Raw genomic sequence first — 18,615 nt, 5'->3', positions numbered from 1 at the left:
ACGTTCCGTCGAACGAAACAATCCGTCAGCGGGCCCGACGGTCCGCCCGGAAACGCTGCCCATAGGCCCGTCCGGCATCCGCACAAATGGCCCGCAGTGCGGGTGCGACCTGAGAGGGGACGAAGCGGCCGGACGGCCCGGAGACGGACATCGCGGCAACCGCACCGCCCGTCGGGGAGGTCACCACGGCCGCGACACAGTGCAACCCGTCCATGATCTCCTCGCGGTCGTGCGCCAGCCCTTCCTCCCGGCTGCGCAGGATCTGCTGACGCAGCACCTGCGGATCCGTCACGGTGTGCGGGGTCCACTGGTGCAGTTCCCCGCCCAGAACCTCCTCCATCTCGTCGGGATGATAAGCCAGCAAGGCCTTTCCAACGGCGGTGCAGTAGGCGGGGATCCGGCCTCCGACGCGCGAGGGCGACGGAACCTGGTGCAGGCCGTGCAGCTTGTTGAGGTAGATCACGTCGGTGCGCTCCAGCACCGCCAGATGCACCGTGTGCCTGGTCCGTTCGTAGAGGTTCACCAGGAAGGGCGTGAGGGTGTCCCGCACCAGGGTGTCCTCGGAGGTGGCCTTTGGCGCGGAAAGGCGCTGCACGAAGGGCCCCAGCCGATACTGGATTCCGGCGCGTTCCACCGCCCCATTTCTCTCCAGCATCGCCAGCACCCTGAATGCAGTTGATTTGCTCAGGTTGGTGCGTCTGGCCAATTCGCTGACGCCCACTCCGGTGGTGTGTTCTTCACCAAATGCGTCCAGCAGCGCCAAGGCCTTGTCCACGGCCGTCCGCGAATCTCGACTGGCGTTCACAAGGCCTCCTGGTGATTGTTCAGAATGTGATCTCCAGCCTACCGAGTTCCCCGAATTCCGCAGCAGCGGTGGAGCCCTGGGTGACCGGAGCGGCTGCCGTGAAGGAACCGGTGAGCACCACCTGACCGGCGCTGAGGGCAACCCCTCGCTCCCCCAGCACGTTCGCCAGCCAGGCCAGGGGTGCGACGGGGTGTCCCATCACGTCGCTGCCCTTGCCACTGGCGAGGGTCTTGCCGTCGACGAGCAGCCTGCCGGCCACCTCGTCGAGCTTGGCGACGTCGACGTCCATCGGCTCCTTGGCCCAGGCGATGGCGCCACAGGAGGCATTGTCGGCGACGGTGTCGACCAGCTTGATGTCCCAGTTGGCAACGCGGGAGTCGATGATCTCCAGCGCCGCGTGCACGGTGGCGACGGCGTCGACGGCCTGTTCCAGCGTGACGCCGGGGCCCTGGAGGTCCTTGCCGAGCACCAGCGCCAGCTCCGGCTCCACCTTGGGGGAGATGAAGTCGTCGGGTGCGAAGTGGGCATCGTCCCCGTGGGCACGCGAGGCCGTGACGAAACCGAAGTCCGGCTGGTCGACTCCCAGTTGCTCCTGCATGGCGAAGGAGGTCAGGCCGATCTTGCGCCCCACGACGGGGTCACCGTCGGCGACGAAGTGCTGCTCCTGCAGGAACTGGACCGCATAGGCGTCGTCCAGCGTCATGCCCTCGAGCTGTTCGCGCGGAGGGGCGACGGGCTCGCCTGTGCGGTAGGCGCCCAGGAGGGCTTCGGCGATCTGCTGGTACTGCGGCGTGGTCTGCATCTGGTCCTCCTGGGTCATGCCTGGTCTCCCGTCAGGGTCAGGACGCCGAAGCCGGCGATGTACTCCTTGATCGGGCGGTAGTAGCTGTATCCGGGGGTGTACCCGCCGGTCGCGGCCTTGAGGGCGGAGGTGGCGGCCACCCAGGTGCGCACCTCGTGCACGGAGTGGCCGGCAGCCTCGGTCATCTCCTGCGGGGTGTAGGCGTCGAAACGCTCCGTGGCGCCGGTCTTGCACACCTCCATGAACTCCTGGTCCCACTCGGGGTTCAGCTCCATGATGGTCGCCTCGCCCTTGGCGAAGGCGTTCGCGGTGTTGATGGTGTTCTGCTGACGGGCGGCGCGCGCCTCGGGCGTCGGATGACGACCGTCGAGCAGGAACTTGCGCTGCGCCCCGGTGGCGGTCACCCAGGCCGGCACCGGCGGGTCGTGCGAGAGGCCACCGGAGGCGATCACCAGCACGCGCTCGTCGAGCTGCTCGAGGTAGGTTGCCGACGGCTTCACCCAGCAGGCGGACACGACGCATCGGGGTGAAGGGCTCTGCCAGGCCGTTGACGAAGACCGGGATGGTGGGGATCTTCGTCGGGTCGCCGAACAGGATCTCCAACGGCTGGATCGCACCGTGGTCCAGTTCGGCGCCGCGGCTGATGGCGACGTCGACGTCCCGGTCGAGGATGAACTGGGCCATCTTCTCGGCATGTTCGGTGGCGCAGTTCAGCGGGCCTTCGAAGGTGTCGTAGTCACCGACGCCGACCGCGTTGTAGCAGACGCAGAAGGGCGGCATCAGGTCGTAGAAGAAGCCGTTGTAGTGGTCCGGACCGAAGGAGACCACCAGGGTGGGGTCGAAGTCCTTGACGAAGGCGCGGGCCTGGTCGAAGGCGACCTCGACGTCGGCGCGGATGTCTGCGGGTGAGTCGGCGAAGTCGAGCAGCGGGCTGTGCGAGGTGCACACGGCGGCGACGGCCATGTCGTTCTCCTTGGGTGTGCGACGCGGTCAGTTGTTGGCGAGGAAGTCCAGCACGAGGCGGTTGAACTCCTCAGCATGCTCGATCTGCAGCCAATGGCCGCACTGGTTGATCAGCACCAGGCGGGAGTTCTTGATCATGCTGGTGAGGCGCAGCGAGTGCTCGAAGTGCACGACGCGGTCATCGCGGCCATGGAAGAGCAGGGTGGGTGCGGAGATGGTGCGCACCTTCTTCCAGTCCAGCTCGACGATGGGGCGCTTGCCGCTGCCGTCGATGAAGTTCTTGGCATGCTCCGGCATGGCCAGCACGGCGTCGGCGCGGGCCTGGACCAGCTCGTCGGTGGCGAAGGAGCCGTCGAAGCACATCACGTCGACCAGCTCACGCATGGTCTCGAAGCCGGGCTTGCGGTAGCCCTTCTGCAGGATCTTGAGGCCCTCGGTGAGGCCGCCGGGGCCCATCTCGACGCTCTCACCCGAGGACGAGCCCATGGTGATCAGGTGGGTGACGCGCTCGGGGTACTCGTAGGCGAAGCGCACGCTGGTACCGCCGCCCATCGAGTTGCCGATCAGGGCGATCTTGTCGATTCCCAGCTCGTCGAGAACCTCGGCGAGCGTCGTGGAGTGCTCGCGTTCCTGGTAGGTGACGGGATCCGATTCTCCCCAGCCGGGCATGTCGATGGCCAGGACGCGGTAGTGCTGGCTGAGCACCTCGATGTTCTGGCTGAAGTTGGACCATCCGGTGGCGCCGGGGCCCGAACCGTGCAGCATGACGATCACGTCGCCCTCGCCGGCGTCATGGTAGTGGACCTTGAACTTCTTCGTCTGCACGAAGCGGCTGGTGTTCTCCCGGGTGATGGCCGTCATTGCCCTTGCCTCTCTGTCGCTGGTTCTCGCTAATGTAGGCAGCCTTCGAAGGGCCATGCGGGCGGGGGTTCCGTAGAACGGGACTCCCGGGTCCAGCGTGGATGCCCGTGGGCGAGGCGGGGAACCGGCGGCTCGGCGCCGCGGTGTGCCTCCTGAACCCGGTGCACCCGGAAGGTCATTGTGGTCGCATGACCAACCCCACCCAAGAGATCGCCTTGGCCAATGGCCGCACCATTGAGGTCACCGGAGAGGTGGAGCTGCTGGCCAGTGGAGCGCTGCACGTACGTCCCGAGCACGGGAGTACCTACTTTCCTGTCCCCCAGCGGTTGGTGGTCCTGGGCCCCGGGCGGGGGAGCGATCATGCCGCCTGCAACCTCTGCCTCCGTCGATCAACATTGAGGCCCTTGCCTGCACCTTGAGATGGCCATGCGCACCTCAATATGCACCCAAGCACCTCAATCTGCGACGGGGCAACGCAAAAGGCCCCGATCCGAAGATCGGGCCTTTCAGGTTGTGTGCGAGAGAGGAGTTGAGCCGTGGGGCTGGCTCCGCCCCGGCACCAAGAGAACGCCCTGCCAGTCGCGTTTGACTAGGGGGAACGCCACCCCATCGAGGGGCTGCGTTCCCCTTGCCGAGGTGAGCACGAAGAGGCCGTTTTGGGCTTGTTTGTCGCACGCATATTGCACGCGACGGGGAGGTTCGAGATGGGCAAGCCGAGGGGGAACGGACATGAGGACGCGGGGAAACGCGACCGGCGCGGGTTCGGGCGGCTGCGGAAGTTGAGGTCGGGTCGGGTGCAGGCCGGCTACATCGGGCCGGACTGCAAGCTCTGCATGGCACCTGCCACGTTCGCGTCGAAGATCGACGCCGAAGGCTGGTTGGCCCAGGAGCGGCGACTGATCGACCTCGGCGTGTGGCAGCCGCCGGACACCCGCGAACCAGACCCCTCCATCACGGCGCCGACGCCACGGGAGAAGCCAAAGCAACCCTGCCCCACACTGCGGGAGTACTCGCAGACCTGGCTGGCGGACCGGATCGCCACTCCCCAGGGCGACGCTGGGTCACTGCGCCCCTCGTCCCAGAAGGACTACCAGATGCTGTTGCGCAACCACATCCTGCCAGCACTTGGCGACAAGCGACTGGACGAGATCGACCTGGACGACGTGGTGGCGTGGCACCGCGCCATGGCGAAGAAGAAGAAGATTGCGCGCACCCGGTCAAAGTCGTACAGCTTGCTGCGCGGCATCGTGCGCGTGGAGCGCGGTGTCGCCTGGGTGGCCGGCGAAGTAGTGATCGGCCCGCCCAAGACGAAGGCCGGCAAGCGCCGCGTGGCGATCCCGCCGCACATCATCCCCGACCTGCGACGCCACCTGACGACCTACGTTTCGTCGGGGCCGAACGCCCTGCTCTTCCCATCCGATGACGGACGCAACATTCGGCCGTCGACCTTCTTGCGCGCTTGGCATCGCGCCTGCGCCAAGGCTGGACGGGAGGACCTGAAGTTCCACCACCTGCGCCACACCGGCGCGGTACTGGCAGCCCAGTCGGGGGCGACGCTCTCGGAGTTGATGGGGCGCCTCGGCCATGCGACGCCGGCCATGGCGATGATCTACCAGCACGCCGCTGCGGACCGGGACCGCGAGATCGCCAAGCACTTGTCCGAGATGGCACGGAAGGCGAGCGCCTCGTGACCAACGAACATCTTCCCTCCGTAATACACATGCAATACAGTTGGGGTGTGCAGGACGAACTGGACTGGCGCCACCGCCGCGACTACATCGCCAAGCACGACATGACGCCCCAATGGGCCGACGAGGCTTTCGCCGACCCGAACCGGCTGGTCATCGACCCGGACCCGGCGTCGGAGTCAGGCCGGACGATCCGCGTGATCGGCTGGTCGGCATCGCTTCAGACGCTGGTGACGGTGATTGCCCTGCCGGACGACGGAGTGATCTGGGGAGTGAACGCGCACCGACCAGCGCAGGTACCGAGAGGAGGCCACTGATGAGGATTGACGAGCTGATCGCCGCCGAGGCCAAGGCCAGCGAGCAGAACAAGGACGCCGAACTGAAGCCTGGCACCAAGGTCACCCGCGGACACGGCAGGTCCAAGACCCTGCAGGTGCGCCTCAACGACGACGAATTCGCCGCCCTGGCGAGTGTCGCCGAGGAGCGCAGGGTCCCCATCTCCACTTTGGCGCGGGGCATGCTGCTGCGGGAGCTGAACGGAGCGGAAGAGGATCCGCAGGCGGTCATCGCACGAATGCGGTCCGACCTTGACGCCCTCGCGGCGCAGGTGGCGTGAGCTGCCAACGACGCGCAGAGTCGAGACTCCTACAGAGAAACCGATCGACGTGCACGCCACGGACCCGCGGCGGATGGTCGCACAGGCAGACCGAAGGCCACCCCGGCTGAAGCCCCTGAACTCTCTCGTCGTCGCACCATCAGCGGGGAGGATCACTCCAGCGAGGAACAGACTCGGCCGCGTTGGCACTTTTGTCAGTCCCATGTGACACCTTGGTATCAGGCAACCGGATGTGAAGTAGGATGTGAAGCATGTCAAGAGAAAAGTGGCGTCCGTTCACCAATGGTGCAGAACTGACCCAGAAGCCAGATGGCCGCGATCTGGCCATGGTGCTCTGGCAGGTGCGCTGGGCCGAACTGGCCAGCCTCCGTGATGACAAACTGTTCATGGCAGCAGTCGATCGCCTGGGTGATGCCTTCGCCCAGTACCCCTTCTACCAGCACGCCAACGAGATCCAGCTCCAGATCACACCCCTTGGGGTCACGCAGACACCCGGCAGCGTCACCGCTCGCTGGGAGTCGACGGATCGAGAGTGGCTAGTGATCGTGTCTGCGCAGTCCTTCACATTGTGCAAGCTAGGAGCCTATGAGTCCTTTGACATCTTCGCCGAACGCGTCACTGTCCTGCTGGAGGACCTCATCCGAGCCTTCGCAGTACCTGAGATCGAGCGCGTCGGCGTCCGCTACGTCAACCGCCTACAGGGGGACGCCCTGAATTCTCTTCATACCGTCTTCCCCAAGCGAGAACAGCCGAGAGAAACCCTGTCCGAAGAAGTCACGGTCATGGAATCCGTGTGTACGACCACCATGCAGGTCTCGGGGATTCGGTTCAACGTTAGATCTGGCATGATCCCGCCGGGACAGACGGTGGACCCCGCTATCCTCCCTATGGATCAAGTCAGCTGGGTGCTTGATCTGGATGCAACGCTTGAGAAGCGGATGCCACCCACCGTCGATGACATCGTGGCGACAGCTGGCCGTCTTGCCGATCTCAACTACGATTATTACCTGTGGGCGCGTGGCGCTACACGCCTTAACGAGCAAAAGGAGGTACATGGTGACTCCCACCGTTAGGGCTACGGACCTCGCGATTGGCTTCTTTGTGGGCGTCACGAGTTTGACTACCGCAAGCAGTGCAGCGCCACTGAACCCGCTGCCGCCAATGACAGCAGCCGTCGTCCGTGACGATTCCTCACGTCGCGCCATCAATGCAGTCACCCCTGCCATGAACCAAACGACTCAGTCGACCCCTGCCGAGCGCGTGGAGCGACTGCGAAGCGGCTTTGGGCTGTCTGCCGAACAGCTGGCTCGCCTATTCGGGGTGTCCCGCCGCACCGTCAACAACTGGATCGCGGGTCGGCCTCTGTCAGAAGAAAACCTTCGTCGCTTGATGCGCATCGAGTCTGGTTTTGCCAACGTGATTGGAAGCCCGGAGGAACGGCGCATTGCTATCTTTTCTTTTCCCGTAGCTGGGGGCCTCAGTCTCTATGAGACGCTCAGGGTCGAAGTCGACGCCGACGTGCTCCAAGAGGTCGGCTTGGACCCGACCGATCAGCTGGGGTTCGCATAAGGATGGGGTTGGACTGGTCACAGCGGCGCCAGGGTGAGGTTCTTAGCCTGGCGCAACCGCTCGAATTTCCCTGTGTCGCGGAGTCAGCGGACCGCGTCATGATCGCCAGCCAGACCTGCGACGTGGTTCAACCGAATCGCGAACTTGTCTCACTCCTCCCGATCAAGACTTGCGACGAAGCGATTTTCAAGGAGGCCAAGCGCGGCAGGATTTCGTCGACCGTCGCGGTCGACGAGATCGATGGCCAATTTCGAGTGGCGCGTCTGGATCAAATTACTTCCTTTGCCAAGGTGATGGTGGACGGCCAACCCGAGATCGGCCTATCGGGAAGAAGTGGATCCTCCGCAGAAGCACGAGATCTGGCGCGACGGCTGGGAACGTACTTCTCCCGATTCCCCATTCCCGATCCAGCTCGAAGCTCGTTCGAGGCGATCATCAACCAACTCCGCGGCGATATGAGGAAAGCAATACGACAGCGGGCTCTGGATGGCGTTCTAGAGTTCCGAGTCATGGCGTCTCCTACTTGGGATTCTGACCGATTCAGGCTGCGAATCACCGCTGTCACGAAGGCTAGCAGTCTCCCTCCGCGCGACATCACCGGCGCCCTCGCAGGCTCAGGACGACCTGAACCTAGTTCTGAGGACGTTGCCCACATGCAGATCGCGGACGTGTATAAGGCTCTAGACCAAGAAACGGACCCTCATGTTCGGGTTCTTCTCTGGGATCGTTTTGCCGATTGCCTTGAAGGGATGGCCCAGCCACAAGGATGCGTCAGCTCCATCGAGGTGGAGGTTCTATCTGAAGACGAATACAAGTACTCGGACTGGCGCAGAAGCGAGAGCTTGAATCTTGAGGCCCTCTCGCCGGTCGTTCCAAGCTCGCAAGAGTAGTCACAGCTCTGCCTCACATGCATACAGACCGCCATAGCTGATCCAGATCCCCCTCCCCCTCGGCCGACGGAACCCGCGCCAGGCAATCGGGTTAGGACCATCGTCTATCTCAGCTCTGCCTACACGCTCGCCGCTGTGGTCATCCCGGGTCTTGGGCTTCTATGCCCCTCCCTTGCACGCCTCAGTCCTGGACCAGTTGGCAGACGTCTTCCAGGTTGAGCTGGAGGGGTTGCCAGACGGCGGTCGCCACGCCAGTGCCCTGCTGCTCTTGCTCGCGCAGGGGCCGGCCAGCCACTGGGGGAAGACCATGCTGACCATTCAGCCAGACAATTGGGAAGTGTCCTCCGCTTGTACCCCCACCCCACCAACGGCTGTCAGCGAGAAGGAGATGCCGCACACCTGCCTTCGAGGTGCGACGGACGGTGGCTGGTAGGCGGCATCCGCGTCGTCGGCGATGCGGTTACGAGTCGGCTTCGCACCAAGCTCCATGCGGAAGAGAGGGATTCGTCGCGGTGGACCACGTCCTGGAGGACTTCTGCCAACACGGCGGTTGGCGCGGCGCCGGCCTCGGGTGGGACGCTGACGGCGTGGTGCACATGGTTCTCGTTGCGGCCTCGGGTGATGGCGGTATAGAGCTGCTGGCGGCTCTCGTCACCTGTGAGCAGCGTGTGGCTGGTGTCGGCGGTCAACCCCTGGGCGGTGTGGATGGTCGTCGCGTAGCCCAGCTGCACGTGCTCGGCCGCGTAGTTGGCTGGCAGCGTCGTGCGACGTCCATTGCGCTCGCTGGTGACGACCAGCGACCCGTCGCGGCGGACCTCGTCGACCGTCCAGCGATCGCCGTTCTTCACCCAGTCGCTCCGCGACAGGGCCAGTCCGCGGTCGTTCCGGCGCGTGATGATCCGGTCTCCGGCGCCGATCTGCGTGCCATCGTCGAATTGCATCAGGCGACCGCGGCACCGCTCCCCCATCAGCTGCCGCTGGGCGAGCTGGTTGAGAAGGGCCACGTCATCGCGGGTGGACGCGAGCATGATCGAGTCCTTGCCGGCTGCGCGATCGCTCGCCCAGGCGCGGATCATCTCGGTGTAGGCGAGGGTCCCGGCGCCTTCGTGGATGCGGCCATTTGCCAGGTGGAAGCGGAGACCGACGGGGTTGCCCTGGCGGATCTTTGCGACAGCTGCGGCCTCCTCTGAATTCTGGAAGCGCACCGCTTGGTCGAGGCGCGGGGCCTGTTGGCGCTCGGCCAAGTCGCGGACGATGCCGCCGGCGCCGATGGCCGCGAGTTGCTGGTCGTCGCCGAGCATGCGCACCGTCGCTCCTCGGGAGGTGAGGTTGCCGATGACGTCGGCGAGCAATGGCGTGCTGGCCATGGCGGCTTCGTCGACGATCACCAGCGTGCGACGGTCGACTTGCTCCCACCATTCAGGACGTGGCCTGTCGAGGTGGTCCAGGGTCCACCGGTACTTCGCCAGCGTGTCGCAGGTGCCAGGGATGTGGTCACCGAGCTGCTGAGCTGCCGCGGCTGATGGTGCCAGGCCCAGGACGTTGCCACCAGCAGCCGCCCAGGCGTTGGCGAGTGCGGTGACGGCTGTGGTCTTGCCGGTCCCGGCCGGAGCCAGGGCGACCTGCAGCCGCTGACCCGAGGTGGCCAGCTCCCGCACCAGCGCCTGCTGCCCTTCGTTCAGTGCGACGGGAGACGCAGTGATCGCTGCTTCGACCACCTCCGTCGGAAGCCTGGGGGCGTCAAAGCTGTCCGCCCGATCGATCAGGCTCTGTTCGGCATCAAGGATCCGCGTCGAGGAGTAGAGCGCGGTGCCGGCGCCGTCCTCGGCAGCACGCAGCTGGACCGAGTGGGTGTTCAGGGAGAGGTGGATGACCTGCTCGACCAGATCGTCCAACCGGGCTAACGGCACGTCCTGCTCCCGCGCCAACCGTTGGGCCTCGGCGCGTACGTGCCACGGTCCCCACACGGCGCGATGGTCCTCCATCACTGCGACGACCTGCCGCGCGGCCGTGTGAAGCCACTGCTCGTCGAAGGCACGGGATCGAGCCTGTGGCTGGCGCAGGACGGTCGACAGCATCGCGTCGACACCACCGCGGCCGAGGAGTTGGTCCGCCTGAGTCCGCCACATGCGGCGCTGCTCGGCCAGCGTGCGGGGCTCGTGCTTGGCGTCGCGGGTTTCCAGGTTCGCCTGCTGGGCCAGGGCCAGCTGCTCGTTGCTGGTGGGGACACGACCATGGCGACGCTGGAAGTCAGCCGCCAGTTCGTCGGTGCGATGCTCGATCGCCCGCCGCCGAGCCGACCACTCCCGGACCAGCTCTGGCGAGACGCCGATCAGTTCCCGGACGGCGCGTTTCCCCTGATTGGCTAGGCGTTCTCCCTCGACACGTGGTGCGAACCGGACGGGCAGCGCGGCCTGCAGATGCGCTTCCAAGGCGGTGTTGTACGTCTCCGAAGCGGCGACCTTGGCCTTGTAGAGGACGCGCGCATCCAGTGCTAGCCACCGTCCGTCGCGGGTCTGGACCTTGTTGGCCACAACGACGTGGGTGTGCAGATCCGGGTCGCCAGCCCGACTGTCGCGGTGAGTGAACGCAGCGGCCACCAACCCTCTGGTCTCGACTTGGTAGGCGCCGCCCTTGCCCACTCTGGTGAACAGCGCATGCTGCTCGATCATGCGGAGCGCGTCCCCGATCGCCGCTTGATGGGCCCGCTCCACGATCGCAGCAGTGGACGGATCGGCCAGCGCCCACAAGGCCGAGACCGACTTCACTGGAGAGAAGGTCAGGTCGAAACCGGCCACCCCGGCCGGCGCCTTCAACTCACGGGCCAGGCGCGCCGACAGCTCGAGTTCGCTCGGCTGCCTCCCATGTTCTGCGATGAACCCCTCGGTAGCGACCTGGGTGCGGATCTCGGCCAACATTGCCGCTTGGTCGGCCCGGTCCAGGATGCGGCCACGGGTCGCGGCATCGAGCCGGTCCGCCACCTCTCGCTGAAAAGCCGTGACCGATGCCCCGCGAAACGGCTGCCCCAGTTTCTTGGCATCACGAATCTGCTCGGCCGTGGGCTGCTCGCCTTCGAACCTCGGTGACGGCAACTCGGCCAGGGGATGGAGCCCGGCGCCGAAGAGCGCGCGCATCTGTTCCGGCGTCACCACGTCGCCGGCAGCAAGGCCGTCGATGCCAGCCAGGCCCGAACCGGCCCAGACGCCCGGAACCTCGCCCCGTTCCGAGTAGTAGGACGCCAACGTGACATGCCCACGCTCGGCCACGTCCTGCCGCGCCACCTGCTTGGTCAGGTAGGCGTAGCCGGTCCCCGCGGCCAACTTCTGCATGCTCATCACGCACACCCAAGCCCGTCGGGCTCCGCTGGTGCCCGGGGGAACACCTGGGTGCACTAGGTGTGTGGCTCAGTTCAAGAGTCACTACAACTGTCACTCATAGTTTGACTGAGAGACGAGCCTCCTCACTCAAACTCGAAGTGAGACTGCCACTCAACCCTGCATGGCACCGCGTCCGGACGAGCGCGTCCGATGATCAACGATGCGGTAGGCGATCGCGGCCACGAGTAGCCACCCGGTGGCGACCAGCAGCTCCCCCGCTACTCCGGGCCAGGGGCTTCGTCCGGCAAGGCTGGCGCGCATCGCGTCCAAGGCATGCTGCAAGGGCAGAACACCGCCCAGGATGTGCAGCCATGGCGCCGCCCCGGGGGTGAGCAGTGCGCCCGAGGTCAGGATGACCAGCGTCCCAGCCGTGTTGTGGATGAGGTCCTGCGAGTCGTTGCCGATGGCGGGTGCAATGATCGCCAGACCGAAGGCGATGCACGCCGCCAGCGCCGGCAACAGCGTCCAGCTGTGTCGTAGCACGGACAGCACGTGTGCGGGACTGTCCACGAGCAGTCCGATCACCACGCAGACCACGATGGCCTCGACGAAGGCCCGAGCTGCCAGCACTCCGGTGCGCGCCAGGTATTGCAGTACCACGGGAGCCGCCGCGCGGCTGACGGCCGGGTAGGTCCGGAACCAGACGTCGTAGATCGGGACGTCGGAGGTGTGCGAGATGGTCGAGCCGGTGATGGCGAGGAATACTGCACCCACGTAGGTCCAGTCGAGGCCCGCCTGGCCCGCGATCATGCGTCCGAGCAGCACGTAGACCAGGCTCCGGAACAGCAGTGGAACGACCACTCCCAGCATCCAGTACTGCGGCGGCAACTCATCGGCCTGGACGCTGCGCCACATCCGCGCGTTGGCGGTGAGGATCTCAACCGAGCTCAAGGGTGGCTTCCTTTCGTGCACGGCGCAGCAGTACCTGCAACGCCTTGGCTCCCACGAGTGCGTACAGGACGGAGATGCTCGCGGCAGCTGCCCACAGGTCCCACCGGGGATGGGTGGCGGTGGAGGCGAGGAACCGCTGCAGCCACGAGATGTTCAGCACCGATCCCACCCAGGCCACCCACGTCGGCAGCTGGTCGTAGGGGATGATCGTGCCGGCGAAGAAGAGCACCGGGGCTCCCACGGCCGTGGTCAGCTGGAAGGCATGCTTGGTCAGCATCAGGCAGGCCCCGATCATGAGGCTCGACGCCACACCACCCGCCAGGACGGTCAGCAGCCCGACGGCCAGCGCCATCGGGGAGGCCACGCGCACCGGGATTCCCAGCGCCAGCACGAAGGCCGTGTTGGTGGCCAGGATGAGGCAGGTGTCGTAGAGCACTCCCCCGACCGTCTTGCCCACCAGCACCATCAGGGGCGAGAGCCGACCGGTGAAGGAGACGCCCAGCGTTCCCGACTGACGCTCTCGTCGGATGATGCCGGCACCCGACCAGAGCGATGCACCCCAGAAAGATGCGAGCAGCACCCCGCTGAAGGCCTGGGTGGCCTGTTCCGGGGTCAGTCGGTCAAGCCGCGGCAGCATCACCAGGACCATCCACACGGCCGGGCTGACGAGCCCGGTCACCAGGTTCATGGGACGCGACATGACCACTTTGAGCTGGCAGGTCACCATGGCCAGGAAGCCGGTCACCGGTCGCTCCCGATGACCTTGCCCGAGGCGAGGGCGAACGCGTCCTCCAGGCTGGACGGCCGCACGTCGAGGTCGACGAGCTCCTCGTCTTGGAAGCGTCGTGCGAGGTCAGCGAGTACCGATCCCGTCCAGCGCTCAACCGGCACCACAACCTCACGAGCACGTTCCCCGACCCCGAGGTGCGCGGTGACGACGGCATCCAGCCCGGTCAGCCGACGGAACTCGGCCAGCGGCAGGTCGTGGGTGATGGTGCCGTGGCTGATCATCACCACGCGCTGCGCGAGGCGTTCCACGTCCAGCAGGTTGTGCGAGGTGAGAAGCACAGTCGTCCCTCCGGCGTGCATGCCGGCGATCACGCCGCGCAGCCGCTCGGACTCGTTGGGGTCGAGACCCACGGTGGGTTCGTCCAACAGCAGCAGGCGGGGTTCGGTGAGCAGGCCGACGGCGATGTGGAGACGTTGCCGCATGCCCTTCGAGTAGGTTTGCACCTTGCGTCGGCCGGCCTCGGCTAGGCCCACCTCATCCAGCAGTTCGGGAATGCGGCGCTTCAGTTCCCGGCGACCGACGCCGTGCAAGGCGCCGAAGTACTCGAGGTTGTCCCTGCCCGTGAGCATCTCGTAGAGGCCACGGTCGCCTCCGAAGATCACCGTGGTGTCGCGACGAACCTGCTTCGCGTCCTTGACGACATCGTGCCCGAAGACAGACACCGAACCGCTCGATGGGAAGAGCATCGTCGAGAGGATCTTCGTCAGGGTCGTCTTGCCGGCCCCGTTCTCTCCCAGCACGGCGACCAGCTGGCCGGTGGGGACGTCAAGGCTGACGCGTTCGAGTGCGGTGACGGTCCGGGCGCCGTCTCGGAAGGTCCTCGTCAGGCCGTCGAGGTGGATGGCAGTGCTCATGGGCAGACGCTCGCATCCGCCCACCCCGGACGTCCATGGATGTAGCGTTCTGCTTCATGGAACAGAGCGCGCACGTCTACCGCAACGCGCTTGCAAACCTGCGCTTCTCGCCGAATCCGGTGAGCGAATGCGCCTTGGCGTCCATGATCGTGCTCCATCCGGCACGCCATCCCTTCCACGCCAAGTGGTACGCCGAGACCGCAGAGGGCCGCTCCACCGTCGGCGAGGGACGCATTCTGGCCCTCATCAATCGCGAGAAGTGCCTGGTCGACGTATTCATGCGTCCCGCGAGCCGACGAGGCGTCAGCTACGAGGGCGAACGTCGCATCCTCGAGCAGGTGCCCGCGCGGCGTTACAGGCATGACGTGGAGCAGGTCTGGGGACGCGACATTCCCGAGGTGCTGGGACGCACTGACGAGCAGGTCAAGGCCAACCTGCTGGCCATCTTGGACGACTTCTGGCACCACTGCTTTGAGGCCTACTGGCCGCGCTTCCGCCAGGTACTCGACGCGGACGTCACCTACCGGGCCCAGATGCTCGCCGCCATGGGACCGGCCGCGGCCTTGGCCGAGGTACAGCCCCACTTCGTGGTCCGGGGCCATGACGTGCTGCTGCCACTCGGCAACGACCCCTGGCAGCCCTACGAAATCGACACCGCAGCCACCGGCTTCACCATGCTGCCGACGCTGGTCAAGTGGGGCATGAACCTGCCCAACTCGGGCGAGGCCGACGCCGTCTTCAGCTATCGCGCGAGAGGCCGCGGACGGCTCTCCGAGCACCAGGCCGACACAATGACCGGCCTCGTCGGCATCCTGGGCCGCACCCGCACCGAACTGCTGCTGAGCCTGGACGAGCCGGCCTCGTCAACGGCCATCGCCCTGTTCATGGGCGTCACGACCACAGCAGCAAACCAGCACCTTCGCGCACTTGCTGCCGCGGGGCTGCTCCAGACCTCCCGCTTCGGCCGCTACGTGCTCTACGAGCGCAGCCAGGTTGCGGACGACCTCATCGCGGCGAACTGAGCAATGCGCGCGACAAAGGCGTATCGATGCATGACGCAGCGTCTGGCGGTCACGGCACGGCCCATCTGCCATCGCGACCGGGTCCGACCGAACACCCTCGGCGTCGCCGAAGAAGCTGTGCTCTGTCGCTGTTGAAGTCGCGAGCCAAAGGCGAGCTCCATCGCTGTTCGGCAATTGGCAGATCATCGGCTGACTCCCAGCGTCCAACACCCGCTACGCTGACTGGATGCAGTCGGGATACATCTTTGTTCCGCCCCTCTACCACTACACCGACACCAGCGGGTTCATGGGAATCATTGAATCTGGATCCCTCTGGGCCACACGTGCCTCGTTCCTCAATGACACACGCGGGTTTTCCGCAGGCAGAGAAGCCATCACACAATGGCTAATCGACGAGCTACCCAACGAAGCAGTGAGAAAATTCTCAAAGCTCATCTTGGATCTCCTATTCGTGCCCCGAATCGGCGACTCCTTGTTCATTTCTTCACTTAGTGTCCAGGGCGATCGATTAAGCCAATGGCGGGCCTATGCGCCTACTTGTGGCTACTGCCTCGAGTTTGACCTGCGAGCCTCACCATTGGAGCACATGCCCGTTCCAGTAACTTATGTCCACGACGGATGGAGACCCTCCGAAGAGGACGGCCTTCTACCCTCTGCGCTCCGCGAATCTTTCCACACCATTGCTAGCGAGTATTTTGACTCCGTGAAACCTTACGCTCACATCGAGGATGAGGATCGCGAGTCTGCGAGAGAGGAGATTGCGAAGCACTTGCAAGAATTCATTCGAACGGATGAATTCGTGAGGATGGTGGCGAGCGCGGCCACTTGCAAGGACAATTCATTTACAGAAGAAGAGGAGTGGCGCATCATCCTCTTTCCCGCGAAGGGGCGCGATGAGAGGATCCGTTACCGCAAGTCACCCCTTGGCTTGACCCCCTACATACCAATCGACATCTCGCACGAAACCGGTCGGCTTCCCTTACGGTCAGTGACCATCGGTCCTGGGCCAGAAATTGACCTTCGCTGCCGCACCGCCAAGGAGTTCCTCTACTCCCACGGATACACGTCAACCCCAGTGAGGCCAAGCGCAAGCCCGCTTAGGGTCTAAAAGCACCAATTCCCCGAACCGTGGATCCAGTACACCACGAATATCACCCAAGCCAGACGCAGTGTGCTACCGGGAGAGTCTGATCTGACCGTGCCATCCTCGACTAGCCACAGCTCCGACAGGTCCGGAATATGGCCACCTAACCGACCGCTCCGCCAATATCTACGCACCCGACATCACATAGAGATGCCGTCTCAGAACGACTCATATCCACTGGCTATTCAGCAAATCACTCGTCCCAATGGGGTATCCGTACGCTGAGCACATCGGCGCTCACCGAGGGTCAAACGGTCTTCCGGTTGCAGCCCGGACAGCATGCGGAGCTAACCCGTGACGAAAGGTGCCCCTCGAGTTCGTCCACGCGAAGCAGGATCAGGCGCCGTCCTACTCGGTAACCGTGCAATTCACCACGTCGGATCATCCGTCGGATCGTCACCTCGCTCACGGCCAGCAGCTCTGCGGCGTCCTTGATGCTGATGAACTCGGCGTTCCCCCGCGTTCTCCCTCGGCCGGGTCCTTGGTCTCCCACGCGACCTGGCTGCGTTCCCCCTCGGGGCATCTGCTGTGCGCTCATGCTTCCCCAAGCCACGAGGGGCACCCGTGGGGCTCAATCCACAGGACAGCGCCGTCCTGGACCAGAAGCCCGCTATTGCACGTATATTGCACGGACACGCAAGAACCGCCCCGACTTGGGAGATTTCCCTAGTCGGAGCGGTTCCGAGATCGTGCGCGAGAGAGGAGTTGAACCTCCACGTCCCAAGGGACACTGGCACCTGAAGCCAGCGCGTCTGCCATTCCGCCACTCGCGCATCACCTTGTTCTTCGGAACTTGTTCCGTTGAACGCAGCTCGAAAAAGATAGCACAGCTTCTGCGTCATGTGCACATCGTGCCCAGCCGACCCACGCGAAGCCCCTTGCTCAGCTGCTGAAGCATCGCTGAAGCAGCAGCCGTTTCGCAGCCGACCGCGGCGAGACGGACGAACTTCTGGACATACGCTCAAGTCCCCCGACCACTGGAGCACCCATGCGCCGCAGCACCGTTCCCGCCCTCCTCGTCGCCGGCTTGAGCCTGGCACCCTTGGCCGCCACCCCGGCCCAGGCAGCAAGCACCGTGAAGTTCACCACCTGGGTTGCCGATCCGCGCGGCGCCGACAAGAACATCAATGCCGGCTACAACAGCGAGTACATCGTCATCAAGAACACCACCCGCAAGGCCGTCACGATGACCGGCTGGACCGTCAAGGACCGCGGAAACAAGCACACCTTCACCTTCCCGCGCGGATTCGTGCTGAAGGCGGGCGCCCAGGTCACCCTGCACAGCGGCTCCGGGCGCAACAGCGCCACCCACGTCTACTTCAACCTCAGGAGCCCCGGCTACGTGTGGAACAACACCGGCGGCGACGACGCCACCCTGCGGCGTGGAAGCACCGTCGTCGCGAAGTGCACCTACACCAAGGGCGGCACCAAGACCTGCTGATCCCTCGTCGTCGCGTCAGCCGAGCTGGCGCATGATCTGCTTCATCAGCTCGGCCGTCTCGGACGGGGTGCGCCCCACCTGGACGCCAGCGGCCTCCAGCGCCTCCTTCTTGGCGGCGGCAGTCCCGGCGGAACCGGAGACGATCGCACCGGCATGGCCCATGGTCTTGCCCTCGGGCGCCGTGAATCCGGCGACGTAACCCACCATCGGCTTGGTCACGTGCTCACGGATGTAGTCGGCCGCGCGCTCCTCCGCGTCGCCGCCGATCTCACCGATCATCACGATCGCGTCGGTCTCCGGGTCCTCCTCAAAGGCCTCCAGGCAGTCGATGTGGGTCGTGCCGACGATCGGGTCGCCGCCAATCCCCACACAGGTGGAGAAGCCGAACTCCCGCAGCTCGTACATCATCTGGTAGGTCAGCGTGCCGGACTTACTGACCAGGCCGATCCTGCCGGGCCCGGCGATGGTCGCGGGGATGATGCCGGCATTGGACTTGCCCGGAGAGATCAGGCCGGGACAGTTGGGCCCGATCAGCCGCGTCGCAGAACCCTCGGCCATCCGTCGGAAACGTGCCGTGTCACCCACGGGAATTCCCTCCGTGATGCACACCACCAGCTCCATCTCGGCCTCGATCGCCTCCTCGACGGCCTTGCCGGCATGGGGCGCCGGCACGAAGACGACGGAGACATTGGCCCGCGTCGCCTCACGGGCCTCGGCGACGGACCCGAAGACCGGCACCGGGTCCTCCTCGAAGCGCACGGACTCACCACCCTTGCCGGGAGTGACGCCACCCACGATGCGTGAACCGGACATCACCATCCGCTGCGTGTGCTTGCGCCCCTCGGCGCCAGTCATGCCCTGCACGATGATCCGCGAGGTGTGGTCAAGGAAGATCGACATCT

Annotated in this window: 20 protein-coding genes, 1 tRNA gene and 1 pseudogene; 10 read left to right on the top strand and 12 right to left on the bottom strand. The window is 65.1% G+C overall.

Annotated features, from left to right (window positions below; genetic code table 11):
* Nucleotides 1-25 precede the first annotated feature (25 nt).
* The 5 genes and pseudogenes from EDD41_RS12035 to EDD41_RS12020 all read right to left on the bottom strand — a co-directional run bounded on the left by EDD41_RS12035 (nt 26) and on the right by EDD41_RS12020 (nt 3,431).
* Complete coding sequence (locus EDD41_RS12035) at nt 26-805, bottom strand: IclR family transcriptional regulator (protein WP_211336654.1); 780 nt, start codon at nt 803-805, stop codon at nt 26-28.
* 19 nt (nt 806-824) lie between these two features.
* Complete coding sequence (locus EDD41_RS17600) at nt 825-1,625, bottom strand: 2-keto-4-pentenoate hydratase (RefSeq protein ID WP_245995640.1); 801 nt, start codon at nt 1,623-1,625, stop codon at nt 825-827.
* The gene (locus tag EDD41_RS17880) at nt 1,622-2,107 is read right to left on the bottom strand and encodes a DODA-type extradiol aromatic ring-opening family dioxygenase (RefSeq protein ID WP_281273149.1); all 486 of its coding nucleotides are present in this window, start codon (nt 2,105-2,107) and stop codon (nt 1,622-1,624) included. The genes EDD41_RS17600 and EDD41_RS17880 overlap by 4 nt, the downstream gene beginning before the upstream one ends.
* Before the next feature lie 40 nt (nt 2,108-2,147).
* A pseudogene (locus EDD41_RS18210) lies at nt 2,148-2,570 on the bottom strand (DODA-type extradiol aromatic ring-opening family dioxygenase); the annotation flags it as partial.
* A gap of 27 nt (nt 2,571-2,597) precedes the next feature.
* On the bottom strand, nt 2,598-3,431 hold the full coding sequence (locus EDD41_RS12020; RefSeq protein ID WP_123576065.1) for an alpha/beta fold hydrolase: 834 nt from the start codon (nt 3,429-3,431) through the stop codon (nt 2,598-2,600).
* Between the two features lie 188 nt (nt 3,432-3,619).
* Between EDD41_RS12020 and EDD41_RS16605 the strand changes: the two genes are divergently transcribed.
* The 7 genes from EDD41_RS16605 (at nt 3,620) to EDD41_RS11990 (ending at nt 8,194) form a co-directional block, all read left to right on the top strand.
* Nucleotides 3,620-3,850, top strand: coding sequence for a hypothetical protein (locus EDD41_RS16605; RefSeq protein WP_148060551.1), 231 nt, complete (start codon nt 3,620-3,622; stop codon nt 3,848-3,850).
* A gap of 285 nt (nt 3,851-4,135) precedes the next feature.
* Entirely contained in the window at nt 4,136-5,122 is a 987-nt protein-coding gene (locus EDD41_RS12015; protein WP_123576064.1) for a tyrosine-type recombinase/integrase, read from the top strand.
* A 47-nt stretch (nt 5,123-5,169) separates the two neighbouring features.
* Entirely contained in the window at nt 5,170-5,436 is a 267-nt protein-coding gene (locus EDD41_RS12010; protein WP_211336651.1) for a BrnT family toxin, read from the top strand.
* On the top strand, nt 5,436-5,735 hold the full coding sequence (locus EDD41_RS12005; RefSeq protein ID WP_123576063.1) for a hypothetical protein: 300 nt from the start codon (nt 5,436-5,438) through the stop codon (nt 5,733-5,735). Before EDD41_RS12010 ends, EDD41_RS12005 begins: the two co-directional genes overlap by 1 nt.
* Nucleotides 5,736-5,986: 251 nt before the next feature.
* On the top strand, nt 5,987-6,808 hold the full coding sequence (locus tag EDD41_RS12000) for a TIGR04255 family protein (RefSeq protein WP_123576062.1): 822 nt from the start codon (nt 5,987-5,989) through the stop codon (nt 6,806-6,808).
* A complete protein-coding gene (locus tag EDD41_RS11995; protein WP_170165362.1) occupies nt 6,789-7,304 on the top strand; it encodes a helix-turn-helix domain-containing protein in 516 nt (171 codons plus the stop codon). The genes EDD41_RS12000 and EDD41_RS11995 overlap by 20 nt, the downstream gene beginning before the upstream one ends.
* 98 nt (nt 7,305-7,402) lie before the next feature.
* The gene (locus tag EDD41_RS11990; protein ID WP_148060549.1) at nt 7,403-8,194 is read left to right on the top strand and encodes a hypothetical protein; all 792 of its coding nucleotides are present in this window, start codon (nt 7,403-7,405) and stop codon (nt 8,192-8,194) included.
* Between the two features lie 374 nt (nt 8,195-8,568).
* Here the strand turns inward: EDD41_RS11990 and mobF are convergent, their stop codons facing one another.
* From mobF to EDD41_RS11970, 4 genes are all read right to left on the bottom strand, one after another.
* A complete protein-coding gene (gene mobF, locus EDD41_RS11985) occupies nt 8,569-11,529 on the bottom strand; it encodes a MobF family relaxase (protein WP_123576059.1) in 2,961 nt (986 codons plus the stop codon).
* A 153-nt stretch (nt 11,530-11,682) separates the two neighbouring features.
* Nucleotides 11,683-12,462, bottom strand: a complete 780-nt coding sequence (locus EDD41_RS11980) for an ABC transporter permease (protein WP_123576058.1) — start codon at nt 12,460-12,462, stop codon at nt 11,683-11,685.
* Nucleotides 12,449-13,207, bottom strand: coding sequence for an ABC transporter permease (locus EDD41_RS11975; RefSeq protein ID WP_123576057.1), 759 nt, complete (start codon nt 13,205-13,207; stop codon nt 12,449-12,451). Before EDD41_RS11975 ends, EDD41_RS11980 begins: the two co-directional genes overlap by 14 nt.
* Entirely contained in the window at nt 13,204-14,106 is a 903-nt protein-coding gene (locus EDD41_RS11970) for an ABC transporter ATP-binding protein (protein ID WP_123576056.1), read from the bottom strand. The genes EDD41_RS11975 and EDD41_RS11970 overlap by 4 nt, the downstream gene beginning before the upstream one ends.
* A 56-nt stretch (nt 14,107-14,162) precedes the next feature.
* On the opposite strand from EDD41_RS11970, the gene EDD41_RS11965 reads away from it, so the two are divergent.
* Nucleotides 14,163-15,128, top strand: a complete 966-nt coding sequence (locus EDD41_RS11965; protein WP_123576055.1) for a hypothetical protein — start codon at nt 14,163-14,165, stop codon at nt 15,126-15,128.
* 226 nt (nt 15,129-15,354) lie between these two features.
* Complete coding sequence (locus EDD41_RS18205) at nt 15,355-16,236, top strand: DUF2971 domain-containing protein (protein WP_123576054.1); 882 nt, start codon at nt 15,355-15,357, stop codon at nt 16,234-16,236.
* A gap of 283 nt (nt 16,237-16,519) precedes the next feature.
* Here the strand turns inward: EDD41_RS18205 and EDD41_RS18200 are convergent, their stop codons facing one another.
* On the bottom strand, nt 16,520-16,795 hold the full coding sequence (locus EDD41_RS18200; protein ID WP_425454357.1) for a helix-turn-helix domain-containing protein: 276 nt from the start codon (nt 16,793-16,795) through the stop codon (nt 16,520-16,522).
* A gap of 167 nt (nt 16,796-16,962) precedes the next feature.
* Nucleotides 16,963-17,045, bottom strand: a tRNA-Leu gene (locus tag EDD41_RS11950).
* Nucleotides 17,046-17,260: 215 nt separating this feature from the next.
* Between EDD41_RS11950 and EDD41_RS11945 the strand changes: the two genes are divergently transcribed.
* On the top strand, nt 17,261-17,713 hold the full coding sequence (locus EDD41_RS11945) for a lamin tail domain-containing protein (protein WP_123576053.1): 453 nt from the start codon (nt 17,261-17,263) through the stop codon (nt 17,711-17,713).
* Between the two features lie 15 nt (nt 17,714-17,728).
* Here the strand turns inward: EDD41_RS11945 and sucD are convergent, their stop codons facing one another.
* Nucleotides 17,729-18,613 (bottom strand): succinate--CoA ligase subunit alpha, encoded by an 885-nt coding sequence (gene sucD / locus EDD41_RS11940; protein ID WP_094765088.1) that lies wholly within the window; start codon nt 18,611-18,613, stop codon nt 17,729-17,731.
* Nucleotides 18,614-18,615: the final 2 nt, after the last annotated feature.

It is taken from the genome of Luteococcus japonicus, from assembly GCF_003752415.1.
In the GTDB taxonomy this organism is placed as follows: Bacteria; Actinomycetota; Actinomycetes; order Propionibacteriales; family Propionibacteriaceae; genus Luteococcus; species Luteococcus japonicus.
The sequence above is the reverse complement of the archived record's forward strand: the minus strand, read 5'-3'. Positions and strand labels throughout refer to the sequence as shown.